20 protein-coding genes are annotated in these 20,783 nt (G+C 55.1%); 13 read left to right on the top strand and 7 right to left on the bottom strand.

Features of this window, described 5'->3' with window-relative positions; genetic code table 11:
- The first annotated feature begins 452 nt into the window (after positions 1 to 452).
- From Q0478_RS12830 to Q0478_RS12810, 5 genes are all read left to right on the top strand, one after another.
- Complete coding sequence (locus tag Q0478_RS12830; protein ID WP_298679886.1) at positions 453 to 941, top strand: Lrp/AsnC family transcriptional regulator; 489 nt, start codon at positions 453 to 455, stop codon at positions 939 to 941.
- Between the two features lie 165 nt (positions 942 to 1,106).
- Positions 1,107 to 2,249 (top strand): glycine cleavage T C-terminal barrel domain-containing protein, encoded by a 1,143-nt coding sequence (locus tag Q0478_RS12825; RefSeq protein WP_298679885.1) that lies wholly within the window; start codon positions 1,107 to 1,109, stop codon positions 2,247 to 2,249.
- A gap of 76 nt (positions 2,250 to 2,325) precedes the next feature.
- The gene (locus tag Q0478_RS12820; RefSeq protein ID WP_298679884.1) at positions 2,326 to 2,775 is read left to right on the top strand and encodes an OsmC family protein; all 450 of its coding nucleotides are present in this window, start codon (positions 2,326 to 2,328) and stop codon (positions 2,773 to 2,775) included.
- 11 nt (positions 2,776 to 2,786) lie between these two features.
- Positions 2,787 to 3,587, top strand: coding sequence for an enoyl-CoA hydratase (locus Q0478_RS12815; RefSeq protein WP_298679883.1), 801 nt, complete (start codon positions 2,787 to 2,789; stop codon positions 3,585 to 3,587).
- A 3-nt stretch (positions 3,588 to 3,590) separates the two neighbouring features.
- Positions 3,591 to 5,231 (top strand): acyl-CoA synthetase, encoded by a 1,641-nt coding sequence (locus tag Q0478_RS12810; protein ID WP_298679882.1) that lies wholly within the window; start codon positions 3,591 to 3,593, stop codon positions 5,229 to 5,231.
- 519 nt (positions 5,232 to 5,750) lie between these two features.
- On the opposite strand, the gene Q0478_RS12805 is transcribed toward Q0478_RS12810, so the two are convergent.
- The 5 genes from Q0478_RS12805 to Q0478_RS12785 form a co-directional block, all read right to left on the bottom strand.
- On the bottom strand, positions 5,751 to 7,001 hold the full coding sequence (locus Q0478_RS12805) for an AAA family ATPase (RefSeq protein ID WP_298679881.1): 1,251 nt from the start codon (positions 6,999 to 7,001) through the stop codon (positions 5,751 to 5,753).
- On the bottom strand, positions 7,001 to 7,600 hold the full coding sequence (locus tag Q0478_RS12800) for a hypothetical protein (protein WP_298679880.1): 600 nt from the start codon (positions 7,598 to 7,600) through the stop codon (positions 7,001 to 7,003). Before Q0478_RS12800 ends, Q0478_RS12805 begins: the two co-directional genes overlap by 1 nt.
- 450 nt (positions 7,601 to 8,050) lie before the next feature.
- Positions 8,051 to 8,242, bottom strand: coding sequence for an AlpA family transcriptional regulator (locus Q0478_RS12795; protein WP_298679879.1), 192 nt, complete (start codon positions 8,240 to 8,242; stop codon positions 8,051 to 8,053).
- Between the two features lie 52 nt (positions 8,243 to 8,294).
- Positions 8,295 to 8,807, bottom strand: coding sequence for a hypothetical protein (locus Q0478_RS12790; protein WP_298679878.1), 513 nt, complete (start codon positions 8,805 to 8,807; stop codon positions 8,295 to 8,297).
- Positions 8,804 to 10,021, bottom strand: coding sequence for a site-specific integrase (locus Q0478_RS12785; protein ID WP_298679876.1), 1,218 nt, complete (start codon positions 10,019 to 10,021; stop codon positions 8,804 to 8,806). The genes Q0478_RS12790 and Q0478_RS12785 overlap by 4 nt, the downstream gene beginning before the upstream one ends.
- A 516-nt stretch (positions 10,022 to 10,537) precedes the next feature.
- On the opposite strand from Q0478_RS12785, the gene Q0478_RS12780 reads away from it, so the two are divergent.
- Genes Q0478_RS12780 through Q0478_RS12770 form a run of 3 tightly spaced genes read left to right on the top strand, consistent with a single transcriptional unit; the run spans position 10,538 to position 14,100 of the window.
- Entirely contained in the window at positions 10,538 to 11,872 is a 1,335-nt protein-coding gene (locus tag Q0478_RS12780; protein WP_298679875.1) for an NAD(P)-dependent oxidoreductase, read from the top strand.
- 20 nt (positions 11,873 to 11,892) lie between these two features.
- Positions 11,893 to 13,197 (top strand): NAD-dependent dihydropyrimidine dehydrogenase subunit PreA, encoded by a 1,305-nt coding sequence (gene preA, locus Q0478_RS12775; RefSeq protein ID WP_298679873.1) that lies wholly within the window; start codon positions 11,893 to 11,895, stop codon positions 13,195 to 13,197.
- 45 nt (positions 13,198 to 13,242) lie between these two features.
- Positions 13,243 to 14,100 carry a DMT family transporter gene (locus tag Q0478_RS12770; RefSeq protein WP_298679871.1) on the top strand — a complete coding sequence of 286 codons (858 nt, stop codon included), beginning with the start codon at positions 13,243 to 13,245 and terminating at the stop codon, positions 14,098 to 14,100.
- Positions 14,101 to 14,123: 23 nt separating this feature from the next.
- Here the strand turns inward: Q0478_RS12770 and Q0478_RS12765 are convergent, their stop codons facing one another.
- Positions 14,124 to 14,744: a TetR family transcriptional regulator C-terminal domain-containing protein gene (locus tag Q0478_RS12765; protein ID WP_298679869.1), complete on the bottom strand. Its 621-nt coding sequence runs from the start codon at positions 14,742 to 14,744 to the stop codon at positions 14,124 to 14,126.
- A gap of 24 nt (positions 14,745 to 14,768) precedes the next feature.
- Entirely contained in the window at positions 14,769 to 15,407 is a 639-nt protein-coding gene (locus Q0478_RS12760; RefSeq protein ID WP_298679867.1) for a TetR/AcrR family transcriptional regulator, read from the bottom strand.
- 105 nt (positions 15,408 to 15,512) lie between these two features.
- Between Q0478_RS12760 and Q0478_RS12755 the strand changes: the two genes are divergently transcribed.
- The 5 genes from Q0478_RS12755 to Q0478_RS12735 are packed head-to-tail and all read left to right on the top strand — an operon-like array spanning position 15,513 to position 20,757.
- Entirely contained in the window at positions 15,513 to 16,763 is a 1,251-nt protein-coding gene (locus Q0478_RS12755) for a Zn-dependent hydrolase (protein ID WP_298679865.1), read from the top strand.
- 46 nt (positions 16,764 to 16,809) lie between these two features.
- Entirely contained in the window at positions 16,810 to 18,273 is a 1,464-nt protein-coding gene (gene hydA, locus Q0478_RS12750) for a dihydropyrimidinase (RefSeq protein WP_298679863.1), read from the top strand.
- Positions 18,274 to 19,053 (top strand): ABC transporter ATP-binding protein, encoded by a 780-nt coding sequence (locus Q0478_RS12745; RefSeq protein WP_298679861.1) that lies wholly within the window; start codon positions 18,274 to 18,276, stop codon positions 19,051 to 19,053.
- The gene (locus tag Q0478_RS12740; RefSeq protein WP_298679859.1) at positions 19,046 to 19,921 is read left to right on the top strand and encodes an ABC transporter permease; all 876 of its coding nucleotides are present in this window, start codon (positions 19,046 to 19,048) and stop codon (positions 19,919 to 19,921) included. The genes Q0478_RS12745 and Q0478_RS12740 overlap by 8 nt, the downstream gene beginning before the upstream one ends.
- Positions 19,918 to 20,757, top strand: coding sequence for an ABC transporter permease (locus Q0478_RS12735; RefSeq protein ID WP_298679857.1), 840 nt, complete (start codon positions 19,918 to 19,920; stop codon positions 20,755 to 20,757). Before Q0478_RS12740 ends, Q0478_RS12735 begins: the two co-directional genes overlap by 4 nt.
- Positions 20,758 to 20,783 lie beyond the last annotated feature (26 nt).

Below are 20,783 nucleotides of genomic sequence, written 5' to 3'. Positions count from 1 at the left end.
GCACCTCGCCGTCCAGTATCAGATGTGTGTCATCCGGCAGCTGCCGCAGGGCCCTCTCCTTGTCACAACGCTATGGCGGGCGCACCAACAAGTCTATGGAAGTGTGTGTTTGAGAGTTTAGGGCATTCGCTGCGCTCTGTATTAAGGTCTGCTATGCGGACGAAGCACCATTTCGCTGCGGCTGCGCCAAGGTCTGCTTGCCGCACAGATTTGCGTCGAATGATGCGCCAAAGTTCCTATCGCGGCGTAGATCTTTGTCGTGTTCCAGGGCCTCAATTCGGGTTGGAGGTTTACTGGCCTGAGACGTAGCAATGGCAAAATTGGCGGGCTTAGGAGAGAAAGGGGCGGAAAACGAGATGCATTTTTCGGCATTCACCGTCTAAATGTCTTCATCTTCCAAAACCTGGGCAATTGTCAGACTATGCCTTGCACTCCAACGGAGTAACTGTCTCATGAAAAAACTCAGCCTTGATGCAACAGATATCCGCATACTGAGTGCTGTTCAGCAGTATGGACAACTGAGCAAAACCAAATTGGCCGAGCTGGTGAACCTGTCGCCAACACCCTGCTGGGCGCGGCTCGATCGTCTAAAGGCTGCAGGCTACATTCGTGGGTATCACGCAACGCTCGCTTTAGAGCGCATTGTCGATTTCACCCAAGTCGTCGTGACGGTCTCGCTCACCCATCATCGCAAGACGGATTTCGAACGCTTTGAAGCCCATATTCAGGGCTTGGATGAGGTGACAGACTGCGTCGCAACAGGTGGCGGGATGGATTATGTGATGAAGACCGCAACGCCAAGCCTGGCTGCGTTTCAAGCGATGATGGAAGAGATGCTATCAGCCGATCTGCAAATCGACCGCTACATGACCTACATCGCAACTCGGCAGGTCAAGACGAGTCGGCCAAATCTGGCAAAACTTGTCGCAAACAGATCATGAAAAACAGGCGCAGCCTGAACAGTCTGAAAACCGCGGGTTTATTAGGCCGTTCAGCCTGTGAACGCGCTTTTTTAAGTCCAATATCTCCAAGTTTTTCGATCTAGATCACCAGCAGGTTTTACCACTTCACGGGTCTGTCAGACCACCTGCTACGAGGGCGAAAACATGACACAATCAGACGGCTTTGGCTTCGGCACACAAATTCGCAAATCTCCGTATTTTGACGCGACAGTTCGCTGGGGCGCCAAGGGGTTTTCTGTTTACAACCATATGTATATTCCCCGTGATTTCGGCGATCCGGAGCAGAACTTCTGGAACCTCGTAAACGAGGCGATCCTGTGTGATGTGGCCGTCGAGCGCCAGGTCGAGATCACCGGGCCGGACGCTGCGAAATTCGTCCAGTTGCTGACCCCGCGTGATCTGTCGAAGATGGCTGTGGGCCAGTGCAAGTATATCCTTATCACCAACGCAGAGGGCGGCATCCTGAACGATCCGATCCTCCTGCGCCTTGCGGAAAACCACTTCTGGATTTCGCTGGCTGACAGCGACATCCTGCTTTGGGCGCAGGGCGTGGCCGTGCATTCGGGCATGGACGTGTCGATCTGCGAGCCTGATGTCTCTCCGCTTCAGCTTCAGGGGCCGAACTCGGGTCTCATCATGCAAGAGCTCTTCGGTGAAGACATCATGGACCTGAAATACTACTGGCTGCGTGAGGTGGATCTGGATGGCATCCCGCTGATCGTCTCGCGCACAGGCTGGTCAAGTGAGTTGGGCTACGAGCTTTACTTGCGTGATGGGTCACAAGGCGATCAGCTTTGGGAACGGATCATGGCCGCAGGCATGCAGCATGGCCTCAAGCCGGGGCACACCTCGTCGATCCGCCGGATCGAGGGCGGCATGCTATCCTACCATGCCGATGCCGACATCCACACCAACCCCTACGAGCTCGGCTTTGACCGTCTTGTGAACCTCGGCATGGAAGCTGATTTCATCGGCAAGGCCGCACTGCGCCGCATCAAGGAAGAAGGCCCCAAGCGCCGGCAGATCGGGCTCGTGATCGACTGCGACCCGCTTACCGGCCCGAACACGACTTTCTGGCAGATCAACTTCGGCCGCGACGCGATCGGCAAGGTGACATCGGCGGTCTACTCGCCGCGTCTTAAGAAGAACATCGCGCTGGCGATGGTCGACGCCGAGTGCGCCAACATCGGCGCAGAGGTCGAGGTTGTCACCAAGTCGGGTCCGGCACCCGCAACGATCGTGGAGCGCCCCTTCTACGACCCGAAGAAAAAGATCGCCGCGGCCTAAGGCTGCTCGTCTTTCCCGGCGCGCGCGTCTTGATGCGCGCGCCCAACTTCTTCTCGCCCAACAAGAGACCTAAGATATGTCCGATCTTGCCATCGAGCTGCATTGGCAGCGCTCCGAGCCCGCTTTGCAAACCGGTAAATACTCCAACGAGCACACCGTCCAATACAACAGTGTCTATGATGTTCAGGTCGATTCCGCGCCCGACTGGGGCGGCGATCCTGCCAACACCAACCCTGAGCAAGCGCTGGCCTCCGCGCTCTCCAGCTGTCATATGATGACCTTCCTGGCTCTGGCGGCAAAGGCGGGCTGGCCCGTGGCGAGCTATCACGATTATGCCGAAGCGCATCTGGGCAAGAACCCCAAGGGCCAGATGTCGGTCACGCGAATCGACTTGCACCCGGTGGTGCGCTTTGACACCGGCTTTGCCGTGGATGATGCGCAATTGGCCCAGATGCAGGACCGCGCACACCGCTATTGTTTTATCGCCAACACGCTGGCTGACAGCGTCGAGATCAACATCCGCTAAAGGAGCGCCCCATGACTACGACAGACATTCTCCTCTCTGAACTGGGTGATGATGGCGTCCTGCGTCTTACGTTTAATGATGTGGCCCGCCGCAATGCGCTTTCCGAAGCGATGCTGGGCGCTTTGGGCACAGCTATTGCCGATTCCGGGCAAAACCCGGCGGTGCGCGTCATCATCCTTGCCGCCAATGGCCCGGCCTTTTGTGCAGGTCACGACCTCAAGGAAATGACAGCATGCCGCGCAGACGCGGATGGCGGCAAAGCGTACTTCGCCAAAGTCATGTCCATGTGCTCGGGCGTGATGCAGGGCATCGTCAACTGCCCCAAGCCGGTGATCGCCGAAGTGACAGGCGTCGCCACCGCGGCGGGCTGTCAACTCGTGGCCAGCTGTGATCTGGCGGTTGCGGCGGACACGGCCCAGTTCAGCACGCCGGGCGTTCACATCGGCCTCTTCTGCTCGACACCCATGGTCGCCCTGTCGCGCAATGTCTCGGCCAAACACGCGATGGAAATGCTTCTGACAGGCGACATGACGCCTGCCGCCCGCGCCGCCAAGATGGGTCTCGTCAATCGCGCCGTGCCCGAAGACATGCTGCAAGAGGCGACGTTGGAAATGGCCCGCAAGATTGCCTCTAAGTCGTCGATGACGCTGGCCACCGGAAAGCGCGCCTTCTATGCACAAAGCGAAATGCCGCTGGCGGAGGCCTATGACTATGCGTCCCAAGTGATGGTCGATAACATGCTTGCGCGCGACGCCGAGGAAGGCATCGGCGCCTTCATCGAAAAGCGCGCGCCCCAGTGGCAGGACGCTTAAAAAATGAGTGCAAACCCCTACAACACCGACCTGGACCGCACCCCGGCCAACCACCAGCCGCTGACGCCGCTCACCTTCCTTGAACGCGCCGCCACGGTGTTCCCCGTACATACTGCCATCATCCATGGCCCCCTGCGGCGCAGCTATGCCAGCTTCTATGCCCGCGCGCGACAGCTTGCCTCGGCCCTCGCGGACAAAGGCATCGGGCGGGGCGATACCGTCTCGGCCATGCTGCCCAACACACCAGCCATGCTCGAATGCCACTATGGCGTGCCCATGTGCGGCGGTGTGTTGCATTCGATCAACACGCGGCTGGACGCGGCGATCATCGCCTTTCAGCTCGATCATGCGATGTCGAAGCTCGTCATCGTTGATGCCGAGTTCCTGCCGCTGATGCAAGAGGCGCTGGTGCTGGCCGAGGTCGACCCTTTAGTGATCTTGGTGGATGACCCTGAATATGACGGCGCGCGCATGGCGTTTGACGGGCCAGACTATGAAGACATCGTCGCAGGCGGCGATCCCTCGTTTGACTGGCTCATGCCCGAAGATGAATGGGACGCGATCTCGATCAACTACACCTCTGGGACGACAGGCGATCCCAAGGGTGTCGTCTCGCACCACCGCGGTGCCTATCTGCTGGCCCAAGGCAATGCGTTGACCACGTCGATGCAAAAGCATGCCGTCTACCTTTGGACCTTGCCAATGTTCCACTGCAACGGCTGGTGCTTTCCATGGACGCTCTCGGCGATCATCGGCACACATGTCTGCCTGCGCGAAGTCCGGGCCGAGCCGATCTGGAACGCGCTCGCTGATGAAAAAGTCACCCACCTCTGCGGCGCACCGATCATCATGTCGCGGCTGATCTCGGCACCTTCGGACGTCCAGAGTGCGCTCGATCACACTGTGCAATTCTTCACCGCCGCCGCACCGCCCCCCGAAAAGCTGCTGGCCGATATGAAAACCGCAGGCTTTGACGTAACCCACCTGTACGGGCTCACCGAAACCTACGGCCCTGCCGTGGTGAACGATTGGCATGAAAGCTGGTCATCCCTACCCGGCGAAGAACAAGCGCGGCTGAAATCACGCCAGGGCGTGCGCTATCTGCCTCTTGAGGGGCTCGATGTGCTTGTTCCTGAAACCATGGAGCCCGTCCCACGCGACGGCGAGACGATGGGCGAGGTCATGTTCCGCGGCAACGTCGTGATGAAGGGCTATTTCCGTAACCCCTCTGCCACGCGGCAGGCCTTTGAGGGCGGCTGGTTCCATTCCGGCGATCTGGGCGTGATCCATCCCGATGGTTATATCCAGCTCAAGGACCGCTCAAAGGACATTATCATTTCGGGCGGCGAGAACATTTCTTCGATCGAGATCGAAGAAGTGCTTTACAGCTACCCCGCCATCGAGATTGCCGCTGTTGTCGCCATGCCGCATGATAAATGGGGCGAAACCCCCTGCGCGTTCATCGAACTGACGCCGGGCCAGGAGATTGACGCCGAGACGCTGCGGACATGGTGCCGTGGCAGGCTGGCAGCCTACAAGGTTCCCGGTCGGTTTGTCGTGACAACCATTCCCAGAACGTCGACCGGCAAGATTCAAAAGTTTGCGCTGCGTGAGCACGCAAAGGAGCTCGCAGCACAATCATGAGCCAACGCCCGTGAGTTTTCGACAGATAGTCATTGATTGCTGTGACAGCTCCCTAGGCGATGGCCGTATCATCTCTGAATTTTTGATCCGTTGGGTCACATAGCAGCCATTCTCGCACTTTGCAGCATTGGGTAAAGTGGGCTCACAGCTGCCATTCGCCGCGCCTAACGTAAATGTCCGCTCTGGGTGGAAAGCAAGCCCACACATCATCTGTGTTCTCAAACCGTGTTTGCACAAAAAATATGCCAACACTCTGATTCAGCTGTCAAAATAGCCAGCAACACAGCAAAAAGTGTGTTTATGAATTCTATCTCTTGATAAACTTAGAGCTTCGTTAGTTTGGGCTTCCTACCCCCACCGGACAACTGAGCGCCCCTTTAGAGGGGATGTCCGCGTTTGTCCGTCTAGGTGGGGGGGCGTAAACCTCACAAATCCAATGGCTCTCAACCCTATCAACTGTGTCAACTACGCGAGCTTTGCGCGGGTCATAGTTGATAGAGTTGACAAGGTTGATACCCATTAGTTGGCAATCAGAAGTCCCTCTCGGCGGCTGATTAACCCACTCGTAATCATTTTGTTAACTGCTGCGCTGAGTTGACCCTTGTCGCAGCTTAGATGCTCGACAATGGCGGCTTGAGTGCAGCGAGGATGGGCACGGATGTACTCAAGGCATTTTTGTTGAAACGTGCCGAGACGACCCTCAACCATGTCCTGTGGCCAGCCAAAGCCTGGCGACTGCCATGGAAGTACAAGCTCCTGCTGCTCGACGTCTTTGCCGGTGATGTAGAGGCCAACATCTTGGCTACCGATTTCGGGCTTCATCACCATTATCGTTTCTACTGTCGCCGCGATACCTTGTGAGCCGAGAATGGTTTCGACAGGAGAAGCGTCGCCTTCTTTGGCTTTTCTTGTATGATGCACAAGAATAATGGAAAGGTCCAAGTCATGGGCCAGCTTCCGCAAACCAGAGAACTCTTCTTCTGAGAGTGTATATTCATCTTTCTTCGTTTTGGATGATGGCGCCGCGCGGATAGAAGCGAGCGTATCAACTACTAGGCACTTCATTGCTGGATACTTGGCTTTCAATCCTCGTATGAACGCATGCGCGGCTTGTCCTTTTGGTAACGGCCGTTCGCACGACAAGCCCGCAATGAAGTGAATGTCGGGGGGCGGAAAGGGGCAGAGAGCCGACAAACGACTTTGCAATCTGCTGTCATTGTCTTCACTCGCGAGGTAGACGACCTCATGTCCAGCCTCGGCGACTTGCAGTGCAAAGAAAAAACAAAGCCAAGATTTACCAACTTTTGGGGGGCCGGCCAGCATAGTTAGAGCGGGCTTAGGCAATAGCTTCGGTATCAGCCAGTCGATTGGAGGAAAGACTTTCGCTGATAACTCCTGAGCAGACATGATCGTGTATCCGGCTAGAGGATCATCTTCGTCTATGTGAACCTCCCCATAGCCCTTTTGCCTTGCGCCTCTAATCATAGGCCGCAGTTCTGCTGTGGTTTGGGCAACTGTATAGCCATCAAGGGTCACAGCAGGCGCAAGAGCAGCAATGAACTCATCAGAGAGGCCAGCAGTGACGAGTGAAGCGACGAGGTCTCGCACATTGCTGTGCCAACTCTCCCCGTTGAGTGCAGCTCTTAAGCGGTTTGCGTTTTTGTCTCCGGTATCGATGAAGAACGATGTGTCGTGGGACGCGACGGTGCTTGCGGTCTGATCTTTCTGTATCGGAAACGCAGCCATAAAATCTTCAAATGACATCGGCATTAAAAGTCCTCCTTGAGCAGAGTTAATTCGGGTATGTAGCCACGCGTGTGTTTGGCTTTTGAAGGGTAAGCAACAGTGCCGGCCAGCCTCATGATGCGTGATGGGTTACAAATCGCTGGGTCGCTGCCAAAATTTGCGACGAGGCGTTTTTGCATCACTTTCCAGTTATTAAGGTTGAGGATGCAGTCGACACGCCAATAGGCATGAAGCCTCTGGGTTGGCGTACTACCAGTTTGAACGTAAAAGTCTGGTTTTACATTTGAAGCTAGAAGCTGCTTTGATGCTTCTCCATCATCTGCATCAGCAAATACGAAGTATGCCCCTACAATGGCTCCGTCGTTCGCCGGGCCAACGTTGGTGTTATCCATTGGGTTTACACAGATGTAGGCGTTCCACCCAGCCTGATTTAGATCACAGACTTTAGTGATCGCATCATCGAGAAAGTCTGCGTCGGCTGGATCGATATAAAGGCTTTTGGAGTGGCCTCTATCTTGTAGACACCTGATTTCGAGCAGGGCGGACAGCCCATCCTCAATCCATGGCTTTGTCAGCAGGTCAATGTGGCGCTCGATGGCGCTACGGTTGTATTCGAGTATCATTTTAAGACCTCATTTATTTGAGGCGAACCAAAAAACATGCTAATGTTCAACCAGACAAACGCTCCCCAACGAATTTGTCATATCGAACTAACCGCGTGCTTTCTGAGTGCGCGGTTTTTCTATGAGCGGGAGCGCTGTTTTTCGTATTCGCGGAAAGAGGAGGGCAGGGCATGGAGGAGGTGATCCTCTGATGCTACTGAGAGCAAGTTTAAGCTCCCACACGTCCGCAGCAGGCTATCGCGGCATGTGTGATAGCTAACGCCCCGCCAAGGACCTTCATGGGAGGCCTCTTTCTTTTGGATTATCGACTGGATGCGATCCTTGCAAAAGATAATTCGCCAGCGGGCGGTGAGGTGAAGGATCACATCATCGTAGTAGTCCGCGCTCTCCATGCGTGAGGAGGGCTGTGGTGAGCTACCCCCGTTGTTTTGATGCGGGGTTGGGGGTGTTTTAGTCATCTGCTGACACCCCCTGCATGGCCTCAAACCATTTTTCGATGTCTTCGGCCAGCCAACCGACAGCGCGTCGACCTATTCTGACTGGGCGAGGAAATTCGCCTTCATCCATCATTTTGTAGATAGAGCTGCGAGACAGACCGAGCCTTTTTTCCAGATCAGTTCGGCGTAATATTGTGGGAACCATTGGGTTTTCCTTCGATGCAGTTAGTCACTGCTGGAAGGGTATTCGCTGACTTTCAGTCTGTCGTTTGCGGATAACTTTTGATTAGTTTTTCGCAAACCTCACTTTCCCAATTCCAATCAATCTTTAATTCTTTCCTGCCGCGGGACAGTGACGTCTCTAGGGTGGCAGATGTTTTTGGAAACAGCTCCGAACTATTCTGCGCACCACTTAGAGTTAGTGCTGCTTCGCCATCCTGCATGATTTCGATGAGCGCACGATTAGTTATCCCTGAGCGTAGTTCTTGTGGAATATACTTTTGAACATGCTCCCAAATAACGAGTGCTCTCAGACAGTCGTAACTTTGATATGCTTCTTTACGCGGTCGACCGTTATTCTTGGCCGCAATTTTTCTGATGGACTGGCCTACTTCCAAGCAAAAGCCTTTGTATGCCCAGCGCGTTGCGTCCTTTGTTGCACCCATCCCCATACCATACACATAGTCTTCGCTCATTGGCTCAAGCTCCCACTCTTCGCCATCAGCCAAGCTGACAAGGTCAAGAATGCCACGAACACGTTTCTTACTCATCCCGTTCCCTCCAGAAACGCATGCCATTTGTTCATCAGCTCGGCACGTTGTTCGAGTAAATCTGTTCGGTAGTATGCGTGTTCGGTAGCCCCGCCAAATTTATGAGCAAGTTGCAACTCCGCTGCCTCGCGAGAGTGACCGTGTTCAGCTACCCAGTCTCTGTAAGTCGAACGTAAGCCGTGGGGGACCGCGGGGCGTTTACTGACTTTGTCAACAAATCCAATTTCGTCTGCAGCGTGCATGCGCTTCATCAGGGCAGACATTGTCATGTCGGAGATAGGACTGCCCGACCACGACCTAAAAACAAGCCCACTACTTGTTTTGCTTGCATGCAGCACCTCAAGAATAGGGCCGGTTATGGGGATGCGATGCTCGACGCGGGCCTTCATGCGATCAAACGGCCTTGTCCACTCACCGTAGAAGCCAGACCCCTCAGCCTTATCTTCTGAATAAAGCTCAAACTCAGACCAATCCGTGCCCCGTACTTCGTTGGATCGTGATCCTGTCAGCGTAACAAGCATAAGTGCTTTTGCGCCGATGCCATCTCTCCGTTTCAGTTCATGCCACCACCGCTGTGCATCTTTAAGTTGAAGTGCTGGGTGATGATTGTTGCTCTTGGGTTTTGCGGGGAGAAGTATGGAAAGGTTGCCGCCCCAAATTGCAGGGTTTGGCCCTGAGCGATGTCCCTTAACCGTGGCATAGTCGAGGACCGATTGTATCCTGCCGCGAACTCTTCCTGCAGTTTCGGGTTTTTTGGACCAAATCGGCTCCAAGGCGAGATGAACGTCATTCACAGTTATTTCGTCAACAGCCATGTGCCCGAGTAACGGAAATGCATAGGTTTCTAGCGTGGAGCGCCATTGTGCTTTGTGTTTTGGGTTTGAGAGTTCCGATTGCTTGAGGCGTATTACGATTTCTGCGACCTCGGCAAACGTCGGTATCGTAGTAGGTACGCGCCGTGCAACTCGTGGGTTTTCGCCGCTTGCTGCCAGCTTCTTGTTTTTCGCGGCTAACTCACGGGCTTCTGCAAGAGAGACGCTGGGGTAGCTGCCAAGTCCAAGCTCGATTTGCTTGCCTCGAAAGCGCAGCTTTTGAGACCAGCTCTTCGAGCCACTTGATCTCACATGGATATGAAGACCCGTTCCTGAGCTGTCGTAATACCGTCCAGCTTCAAGTCGTGAATTCAAATATTGGATTGTAAGTTTCTTGGCCATTCGCCCCCACATTCGCCCCCACAAAAATCTTGGAACACATGGGTATTGTAAGGAATATTAGAGATGATAGGAACAGCAATATTCAGCAAAATATGCCTATTATGCGCTAACTTTGGAAGATTTTGGAATAACAATTATACGGACTTCCTGTCCGCCATACTTTCGAAAGTCCTTTTTAATTCAGCGCCTTAAGTGTCGAGTTGTCAACTTGTTCGGGCGAGTTGTCAAATTGCTGTTCCTGCAATTAACTTTTTGGCATCTGCACTTTGAATTTAGGTGCGGTCCTGTGCGGCGGCGGTTTGGGTAAGAATGCTCCTGCGCTACCCTTCATTGGGCGTGAAGTGCTTTAAGAAAGCCAGCCTGCGGCTGATATGTTTGAGAAGCTCAGAAACAAGGTCAAGCTCCTCATAGATTATGGGGCTGAATAGATCGGGGGAACTTTTTAAAATTTACCGTTTGATAAATTTTTTAACTGGGAGTAGCCTCGATCCAAGATGTCAACATTTGGAGACGCACATGGGCAACTCTGTATCCACTACGGGAATCGTGTCAGGCCGCAAAGACAAGCAAGCCTTGGCGGAAAGTTTTAAAGATCTTCACGCGCCGCTGAGCGACCATGAGGCGCTTGTGGCGTCTGATCGGTGTTACTTTTGTCATGATGCACCTTGTGTAACGGCCTGTCCGACCTCGATTGATATTCCGCTGTTTATCCGGCAAATCGCCACCGGGACGCCGGAAGCCTCGGCCAAGACCATTTTTGAACAGAATATTCTGGGAGGCATGTGCGCTCGGGTCTGCCCGACAGAAACCCTCTGCGAGCAGGTCTGTGTGCGTGAGGTGGCGGAGGGAAAACCCGTCGAAATCGGGCGTTTGCAGCGATATGCCACCGACCGTTTGATGGCCGCGGGCACGCATCCTTTTGAGCGGGCTGCTCCCACGGGGAAGACTGTGGGTATTGTCGGGGCGGGGCCGGCGGGGCTGGCTTGTGCGCACAAGCTCGCGGTGCTGGGCTATGACGTGACGATCTATGAGGCACGCAGGAAGGGCGGAGGGCTGAACGAATTTGGCATCGCGGCTTACAAATCTGTCGATGATTTTGCGCAAAAGGAGCTGGAGTGGCTTTTGTCGGTTGGTGGCATCACCATCGAATATGGCAAGACAGTTGGCGAGGATATTTCGCTGGTCTCCCTACGGGAGGACTTTGATGCTGTCTTCTTTGGGATGGGGCTTGCGGGCGTGAATGCGCTGAGCTGCGAAGGCGAGGAGCTGGACAGTGTGATCAATGCCGTTGATTTCATTTCCGATATTCGCCAAGCGGCAGATCTGAGCCAGCTTGCGGTTGGCCGTCATGTTGTTGTGATCGGCGGGGGGATGACCGCTGTGGATGTGGCGGTGCAGAGCAAGCTTCTGGGCGCGCAGGATGTGGCCTTGGTGTATCGCCGCGACAAAGACAGCATGAGCGCCTCTCTTTTTGAGCAAGATCTTGCGACCTCAAAAGGGGTGCGCATAATTTACAACGCCCAGCCTGTGCGGGTGCTCAGCGAGGGGCCGGCGCTGTCTGTCGAGTTTGCCTATACCGAAACCAACGGGGGCAAGCTGACCAAAACCGGCGAGACTTTCCGCCTTGATGCTGATCAGGTATTTAAGGCGATTGGCCAGTCGTTGACAGGCGCTCCAGAGGCTTTGACCCTGCAAGGGGGTAAAATCAAGGTCGATGAAAACGGGCGCACCAATGTGCCAAAGGTTTGGGCCGGGGGCGACTGTGCCACAGGCGGCGATGACCTGACGGTCACGGCGGTTGCAGAGGGCCGTGACGCGGCGATCGATATTCACACCACACTTTTGGGCTAAAGCAAAAAGAGGGTAATTCAATGGCAGATCTTACAAGCAACTTCGTGGGGATCACCTCTCCCAATCCGTTCTGGCTTGCCTCGGCTCCGCCGACGGACAAAGAGTATAACGTGCGCCGCGCTTTTGAGGCGGGCTGGGGCGGCGTTGTCTGGAAAACGCTCGGGTCGGAGGGCCCACCTGTGGTCAATGTCAACGGGCCACGCTACGGCGTGATTCATGGGGCGGACCGCCGTGTTCTGGGGCTGAACAACATCGAGCTGATCACCGACCGCGACCTCTATCAAAACCTTGATGAGATCAAACGTGTGAAAGCGGATTATCCTGACCACGCGATTGTCGTTTCACTCATGGTGCCCTGTGAGGAAGAGGCCTGGAAGGCTATCTTGCCGCTGGTCGAGGAGACGGGCGCAGACGGAATCGAGCTGAACTTTGGCTGTCCGCACGGGATGGCGGAACGAGGTATGGGTTCGGCCGTGGGGCAGGTGCCTGAGTATATCGAGATGGTGACGCGCTGGTGCAAGCAGTATTACTCCAAGCCGGTGATTGTGAAGCTCACGCCAAACATCACCGATATCCGCAAGCCCGCTGCGGCGGCGATGCGTGGCGGCGCGGATGCTGTGTCATTGATCAACACGATCAACTCGATTGTCTCGGTTGATTTGGACGCCATGGCGCCGGAGCCGACGATTGACGGCAAGGGCACGCATGGCGGCTATTGTGGCCCGGCGGTCAAGCCGATCGCGATGAACATGGTGGCCGAGATTGCACGCACGCCGGAGACTTCCAACCTTCCGATTTCGGGCATTGGCGGAATCACCACATGGCGCGACGCGGCGGAATATATGGCGCTTGGCTGTGGCAATGTGCAGGTCTGCACGGCGGCTATGACCTATGGGTTCAAGATTGTGCAGGAAATGAAGAGTGGATTGTCCCAGTGGATGGATGAGAAGGGCTATGCCTCAATTGATGCGTTTAAGGGCATGGCTGTGCCCAATGTTACTGATTGGCAGTATCTGAACCTCAACTACGTTACAAAGGCCTCGATCAACCAAGACGACTGCATCAGTTGTGGCCGCTGCTTTGCCGCTTGTGAAGACACCTCGCATCAGGCCATCATCATGTCTGAAGACCGTGTTTTCACTGTCAATGATGCTGAATGCGTGGCCTGTAACCTCTGTGTTGAAGTCTGCCCTGTCGAGGACTGCATCACGATGGTCGAGCAAGCGCCCGGAACGGTGGATGAGCGCACACAGAAAGTTGTGGTGAAAGAGCATGGTGACTGGACGACGCATCCGAACAACCCCAGCGCAGTCGCGGCCGAGTAAGCCAAAAGGCCTGAGGGTGTGATCGGGCGGGAGTTGTCCGGTCACATGGCCATGATGTGTTTTGCGGCGCTTGTGGCGGGGTCGTTTTCGCTTGGGGCGCTGATTGGCGATCAGCTCTCTGCGCTTGTGGTCACGGCACTTCGGTTTGTTTTGACAGCGGCTCTCTTGGGTGCTTTGGCGTGGCCTGCGCTGGTGCGTGGGGAGTGGCGCGTCAAGACGCCCTGGCGATATGTTGCCTTGGGGGCCAGCCCTGCGCTTTATTTCATGCTGATGTTTGAGGCCCTGAAGACCACATCACCCGTTTCGCTTGCGGTCTTGTTTACACTGACGCCGCTTGTGACGGGTATTTTTGGATATGTTCTGCTCGGGCAGGGCGTTTCGCGGCGCGTTTTGCTGGGGCTGCTGATCGGCGGGCTTGGCGCGATCTGGGTTATCTTCCGGGGCGATTTGAGCCTGCTTCTGGCCTTTCACATCGGACGAGGCGAGCTGATCTTTCTGGTCGGTATGGTGTGTTATGCCCTCTATGCGCCGCTTGTGCGCAAGCTCAAACGGGAGGAGCCGCAAGTTGTGTTTACCTTTGCAGTCACCTTGGGGGCGCTGCTGGTGACACTTCCTTTTGCTGCGCGCGATCTTATTGAGACCGACTATAGCGGCGTTGCCCTACAGGTCTGGCTTGTGATTTGTTATCTCGCCGTTTTTGCCAGTGCGGCAACGTTTTCGCTGATCCAATTTGCCACCTTGCGCCTGCCCTCTGTCAAAGTCATGGCGCATACCTATCTGATCCCGAGTTGGGTTATTGTCTGGGAGCTTGTTTTGGGCCGTGGTGTGCCGCTTGGCCCCGAGATGATCGGTGTTGCGCTGACGGTGATGGCGCTTGGGCTGTTGCTTAAGTCACAGGCGTAGCGCCGCTTTGAAGGCAAGAGACATCAAGGGCGCAACATGGTGCGATACATCTTGTCCAAAAACGGCCCCGCCGTCTCAAAAGGATCGCTGCCATCGCCCAAAACACTGCGCACCTGAATATCAAAATCGGCATAATGCTGGGTTGTTGCCCAGATCGAAAAAAACAGATGGTAAGGGTCGATGTCGGCGAGTTTGCCGGCTTTGATCCAGCTCTTGACAACTTTGGCTTTGAGCGAGGTGAGCTCTTTCAGTTCGCCCTGAATTTCGGGCAGGATATGGGGTGCACCTTGCAGAATCTCGTTTGCAAAGAGCTTGCTTTCCCGCGGGAACTCGCGGGCCATTTTCAGCTTTTGGGCCACATATCCGCAGATTTCTTCGATTGGGTCTCCGGCCTCATCAATCTGGTGCAGAGGGTCAAGCCATGTTTGCAAAAGCTCTGCGAGCAGGGTTTTGTGAATGGCTTCCTTATTGTCGAAATAATAGAGGATATTGGGCTTGGAGAGGCCGGCGCGCGCGGCGATCATGTCGATCGTGGAGCCGCGAAACCCGAAATCGGAAAACACATCAAGCGCCGCTTCAAGGATCGCGCGGGTTTTCTCGCGTTGAATGCGCGTTGGTTTTTTTGTGGTTTGCGAGCGCGGCATATCTAAATCAAACGACCTTTTCAATCAATCGGGCGTCAATCCAACACCCTTCAATATGATGGTCTTAACGGATCGTTTCGCAGCTTTCCATTGGGCATCGCTATATGGTTGTCCACCGTTTAGAGTTTCGATCTGGTGACCGAAATCGGCATAGTGCTGTGTGGTTGACCATATCAGGTAGAGCAGATGGGCCGGATCAATAGGATCCATTTCGCCGTTCTTGATCCAGCGTTCGATATGTTGGCCGCGGTCTTTGGACCAGTCGAGCAATTGGCCTTCCAAATAATCCTGAATAATTGGCGCACCATGCATGATTTCTGCTGCCCAAACCTTTGATCCGTATGGATGACTGCGCGCCAGCTCCATTTTTGTATCGATGTAGCGGCTTAGGGCTTCCTTGGGGCCTAGGGCCGTATCAAAGGCCGAAGCCGCCTCCATCCATGTGTCGAAAATATTATAGACGACGCGGCGATAAAGCTCTTCCTTGGTTTTGAAATAATAGTGCACATTGGCTTTGGGAAGCCCCGCAACATCGGCGATCAGTTGGGTGGTCGCGCCTGCAAAGCCGGCTTCGGCAAAAACTTTTTCCGCTGCCTTCAGAATAACCGTCTGGTTTTGCGAGCGCTTAGAAATTTTGCGAAAGGCTATCGGCTCTGGGGGCAAGGTGTGTTTCTTCCAAATAAAACTTGACCGATTAGTCAGGTCGCTACAATACTTGACCATATAGTCAAAAAATATTCCGTCAAGGAATGTCTCCGGGAGGTCTTGATGCCAACACTCAACTCAAATCTTCGTATCAACGGTGAGCGCCTTTGGGACAGCTTGATGGAAATGGCAAAGATCGGCCCCGGTATTGCGGGCGGCAACAACCGCCAAACATTGACGGATGAGGATGCTGAGGGGCGGGCCTTGTTTCAGTCTTGGTGCGAGGCGGCGGGCTGCACCATGGGGCTTGACCAGATGGGCAACATGTTTGCCACATGGGGCGGAACGGATCCTGACGCTCTGCCTGTATACGTTGGCTCTCATCTTGATACCCAACCGACGGGTGGCAAATATGACGGCGTATTGGGTGTGCTGGGCGGGCTTGAGCTGTTGCGCAGTTTGAACGATTTGGGAATTAAGACCAAGCACCCGATTGTTGTAACCAATTGGACCAACGAAGAAGGCACGCGCTATGCCCCGGCGATGCTGTCTTCGGGCGTTTTTGCGGGTGTTCACACGCAGGATTGGGCCTATGAGCGGGAAGATGCCAAGGGGCTGAAGTTTGGCGAGGAGCTGGAGCGCATTGGTTGGCGCGGAGATGAGCCGGTTGGCGCGCGCAAGATGCGGGCCTTTTTCGAGCTGCACATCGAGCAGGGCCCAATTCTGGAAGCAGAAGGGAAAGACATCGGGATCGTCACGCACGGACAGGGCTTGAGCTGGACCCAAGTCACCATCACCGGCAAGGACAGCCACACAGGCAGCACGCCCATGCCCATGCGCAAGAACGCCGGTCTGGCCATGGCGCGTGTGTTGGAAAAGGTTGACGAGATTGCCTGGTCGCACGCGCCTCACGCGGTGGGCGCAGCGGGGCATATCGATGTGTCTCCGAACTCGCGCAATGTGATTCCCGGCCAGGCCGTGTTCACTGTGGATTTTCGCTCGCCCGAGCTTTCCGTGATTGAGGACATGGAGGCGCGCTTGCGTTTTGAAGCGCAAAAGATTGCTGATGATATGAGGCTGGAAATCGCGTTTGAAAAAGTGGGCGGGTTTGATCCGGTCACATTTGACGAAGGCTGCGTCACGGCATTGCGCAATGCAGCCGAGCGGCTGGGTTATAGCCATATGGATATTATCTCGGGCGCGGGCCACGACGCGTGCTGGATCAACCGGATGGCGCCAACAGCGATGGTAATGTGCCCCTGTGTGGATGGGCTTTCGCACAATGAGGCGGAAGAGATTTCCAAAGAATGGGCCACAGCAGGGGCTGATGTATTGATGCAGGCGGTCTTAGAGGTTGCCGAGATCGTCGAGTAAAACGGTCTCTGGGCCGCGCGACATCCGCGAAATAGGGGAGATGACAATGAACACCAAAGTAATCAAGGGCGGAACAGTCTGCACGGCGGACCGCAGTTTTAAGGCAGATATCCTGATCGAGGGAGAGGTGATCAAACAGATCGGCCAGGACCTGACGGGAGAGGAATATATTGACGCCGAGGGCGCCTATGTCATTCCGGGTGGAATCGATCCGCACACCCATCTTGAAATGCCTTTTATGGGCACAACGGCGGCCGAAACCTTCGAGAGCGGCACCTGGGCCGCTGCGGCGGGTGGAACGACCATGGTTGTTGATTTCTGTTTGCCCGGGGCAGACGGCAGCATCAAGAACGCGATCAATGAATGGCACCGAAAATCGGCCCCCCAGATTTGCTCGGATATCGGCTATCATATGGCGATCACCGGCTGGGACGAGAGCGTCTTTAACGAGATGAAGGATGCGGTCGATATGGGGGTCAACAGCTTCAAGCATTTCATGGCCTACAAAGGCGCACTGATGATTGAAGACGACGAGATGTTTGCCTCTTTCAAGCGCTGTGGAGAGCTTGGGGCTTTGCCAATGGTTCATGCCGAGAACGGTGATCTGGTGGCCGAGCTGCAACAAAAATACTTTGACCAAGGCATCACTGGCCCCGAGGGCCATGCCTTTTCGCGGCCACCGGAGCTTGAGGGCGAGGCGGCGAACCGCGCTATCACGATCGCGGATACAGCCGGGGTGCCGCTTTACATTGTGCATGTGTCCTGTGAGCAAACCCATGAGGCTATCCGCCGGGCGCGCCAGAAAGGGATGCGGGTTTACGGCGAGCCGCTGATCCAGTTCCTGACCTTGGATGAAAGCGAGTATTTCAACACCGATTGGGACCATGCGGCGCGCCGTGTGATGAGCCCGCCCTTTCGCTCCAAAGACCATCAGGACAGTCTTTGGGCGGGGTTGCAATCGGGCTCCTTGCAGGTGGTTGCGACGGATCATGCCGCCTTTAGCACCGAACAAAAACGGGCAGGCCGAAACGACTTCCGGATCATTCCCAACGGGTCCAACGGCCTGGAAGAGCGGCTTGCGGTGCTTTGGACAGAAGGTGTCGAAACAGGCCGCTTAACCAAAGAAGAGTTTGTGGCAACAACCTCGACCAATATCGCCAAAATTCTGAATATCTACCCAAAGAAAGGCGCGATCGTGGAAGGGGCCGACGCGGATCTTGTCGTGTGGGATCCGGCGTTGCGCAAAACAATCAGCCCGAGCAATCACCACTCTGTGCTTGATTACAACGTCTTTGAAGGCTTCGAAGTCAAAGCGCAGTCGCGCTTTACGTTGAGCCGAGGCGATGTGATCTGGGCCTGGGGCCGCAACAGCCAGCCACAACCGGGCCGGGGGCGATTTGTTCCGCGTCCGGCGTTCTCTTCGGCCCAGAAAGCCCTGAGCCAGTGGAAAACACTCAACTCACCACGGGCCATCAACCGTGATCCTCTGAACATTCCGGCGGGTATCTAGATGAGCGAAACGGTAATTTCGGCGAAAAACCTATCGCTGACCTTTCAAACCAATGACGGGCCTGTCCATGCGCTCAAAGACGTCAATCTTGAGATCAACAAGGGCGATTTCATTTCGTTTATTGGCCCTTCCGGATGTGGGAAGACCACATTTTTGCGGGTCATGGCCGATCTTGAAACACCGACGTCAGGCACGATTGAAGTCAACGGTATGAGTGCGTCTGAGGCGCGAATGAAGCGCGCTTACGGCTATGTGTTTCAGGCCGCAGGGCTTTATCCCTGGCGCACGATTGGCGGCAACATTCGCCTGCCGCTTGAGATCATGGGTTTTGACAAGGCCGATCAGGCCGAGCGGGTGGCGCGGGTATTGGAGCTTGTTGAGCTGTCGGGATTTGAAAACAAATTTCCCTGGCAGCTTTCGGGCGGGATGCAGCAACGAGCGAGCATTGCACGGGCCTTGGCGTTTGATGCGGATATCCTGTTGATGGATGAACCCTTTGGAGCTTTGGACGAAATCGTGCGCGACCACCTCAACGAGCAGCTTCTGAAGCTCTGGGCGCGCACCGAAAAGACCATCGGATTTGTGACCCATTCCATTCCTGAGGCGGTGTTTTTGTCGACCAAGATCGTCGTGATGTCGCCACGCCCGGGGCGGATTTCGGATGTGATCGAAAGCACGCTGCCACGCGATAGAACGCTTGATATCAGGGAGACACAAGAGTTTGCCGACATCGCGCATCGGGTGCGCGAAGGCTTGAGAGCAGGGCACGCTTATGACTGAGTTTTGGCATAGGGCTGGGCCTGTCTTGACCATGATCTTGCTGCTGGTCGCGCTTTGGTATGCTGCGGCTGTTGCGCTCAATGCGGCTTGGGCCAAGGACAAGGCGGCTCGCGCCAACACGAGCTTGAGCTTTTCTGAACTTGTGGCTGACACGATGAATCAGGAAAAGCCGCTGTTGCCCGCGCCGCATCAGGTTGTGAAAGAGATTTACAAAACCACCGTGTTGAAAAAAATCACCTCAAAGCGCTCTTTGATCTGGCATGGCTGGATCACGCTTTCGGCGACCTTGCTGGGCTTTGCTTTTGGCACGGCACTCGGCATTTTGCTGGCCATCGGGATCGTTTACAGCCGCGCGATGGATATGTCGGTGATGCCCTGGGTAATCACCAGCCAGACCATTCCTATTCTTGCTGTTGCGCCAATGATTATTGTGGTGCTCAACGCGGTGGGGGTGTCGGGGTTGCTACCAAAGGCGATCATCTCGATGTATCTTTCTTTCTTTCCGATTGTTGTGGGCATGGTCAAAGGGCTGCGCGCGCCAGACCAGATGCAACTTGACCAGATGCGCACATGGAATGCTGGCGGGGCGACAACCTTTTGGAAGCTGCGCCTGCCGCGCTCTATGCCTTATCTTTTTGCCTCGCTCAAAATTGGTATCGCCGCATCACTTGTCGGGGCGATCGTCGGAGAGTTGCCGACCGGAGCTGTCGCGGGATTGGGCGCACGGCTCTTGGCGGGCAGTTATTATGGCCAGACCATCCAGATCTGGAGTGCTCTTATCTGCGCGGCGGTTCTTGCGGCCGGTCTGGTGGCTTTGATCGGGCTCATCGAGCGGATTACTCTGCGTAAAATGGGGATGTTGCAATGAATTGGGCCTTGTTGGCATTTCTGTTTTGGCTTCTGATGTGCGCTGTGAATGTGCGCTTGGCCAATGGTGTGCAGACGCGGCTGACCCGGTTTCTCGTGCCGACGCTGTTTGGCGTGACGATCCTGATCTTGTGGGAGGGGCTTGTCCGCGGGCTGAACATCAGCCCGATCCTCTTACCACCGCCAAGCTCCATCGCGCTGCGGTTTTCTACAAGTTTGCCGATCTTGTGGGGAGATTTTGTGCAGACTTTCATCAAGGGGGCAATTTCGGGGTATGTCATAGGCTGCGGCGCGGCGTTTCTGACCGCGATTGCCGTGGACCGGTCCGATTTTTTGAAGCGTGGCCTTTTGCCGATTGGAAACTTTGTGGCGGCGCTGCCGATTATCGGCATGGCACCTATTCTTGTGATGTGGTTCGGGTTTGACTGGCAGTCCAAGGCGGCGGTTGTAGTGATTATGGTCTTTTTCCCGATGCTGGTGAACACCGTGACGGGGTTGGGCGCTCAGGATGCGATCCAACGCGATCTGATGAACACCTATGGCGCGAGCTATTGGCAAAGGTTGATGAAACTCAGCTTGCCTGCGGCCATGCCCTTCATCTTTAATGGCCTCAAAATCTGCACGACTCTCGCCCTGATCGGTGCAATCGTGGCCGAATTTTTTGGCTCGCCCATACGGGGTATGGGCTTTCGTATTTCCACAGAGGTCGGGCGGCTCTCGCTCGATATGGTCTGGGCGGAAATAACTGTCGCTGCCCTTGCGGGAACGGCGTTTTATGGGTCGGTGGCCCTTATCGAGAAGGCTGTAACCTTCTGGCATCCATCGCAACGAAACTAAACAAAACACCAGTTAGGAGAGACAAA

It is taken from the genome of uncultured Lentibacter sp., from assembly GCF_937123735.1.
Lineage (GTDB): Bacteria > Pseudomonadota > Alphaproteobacteria > Rhodobacterales > Rhodobacteraceae > Lentibacter.
This window is presented reverse-complemented; position numbering and strand designations above follow the sequence as displayed.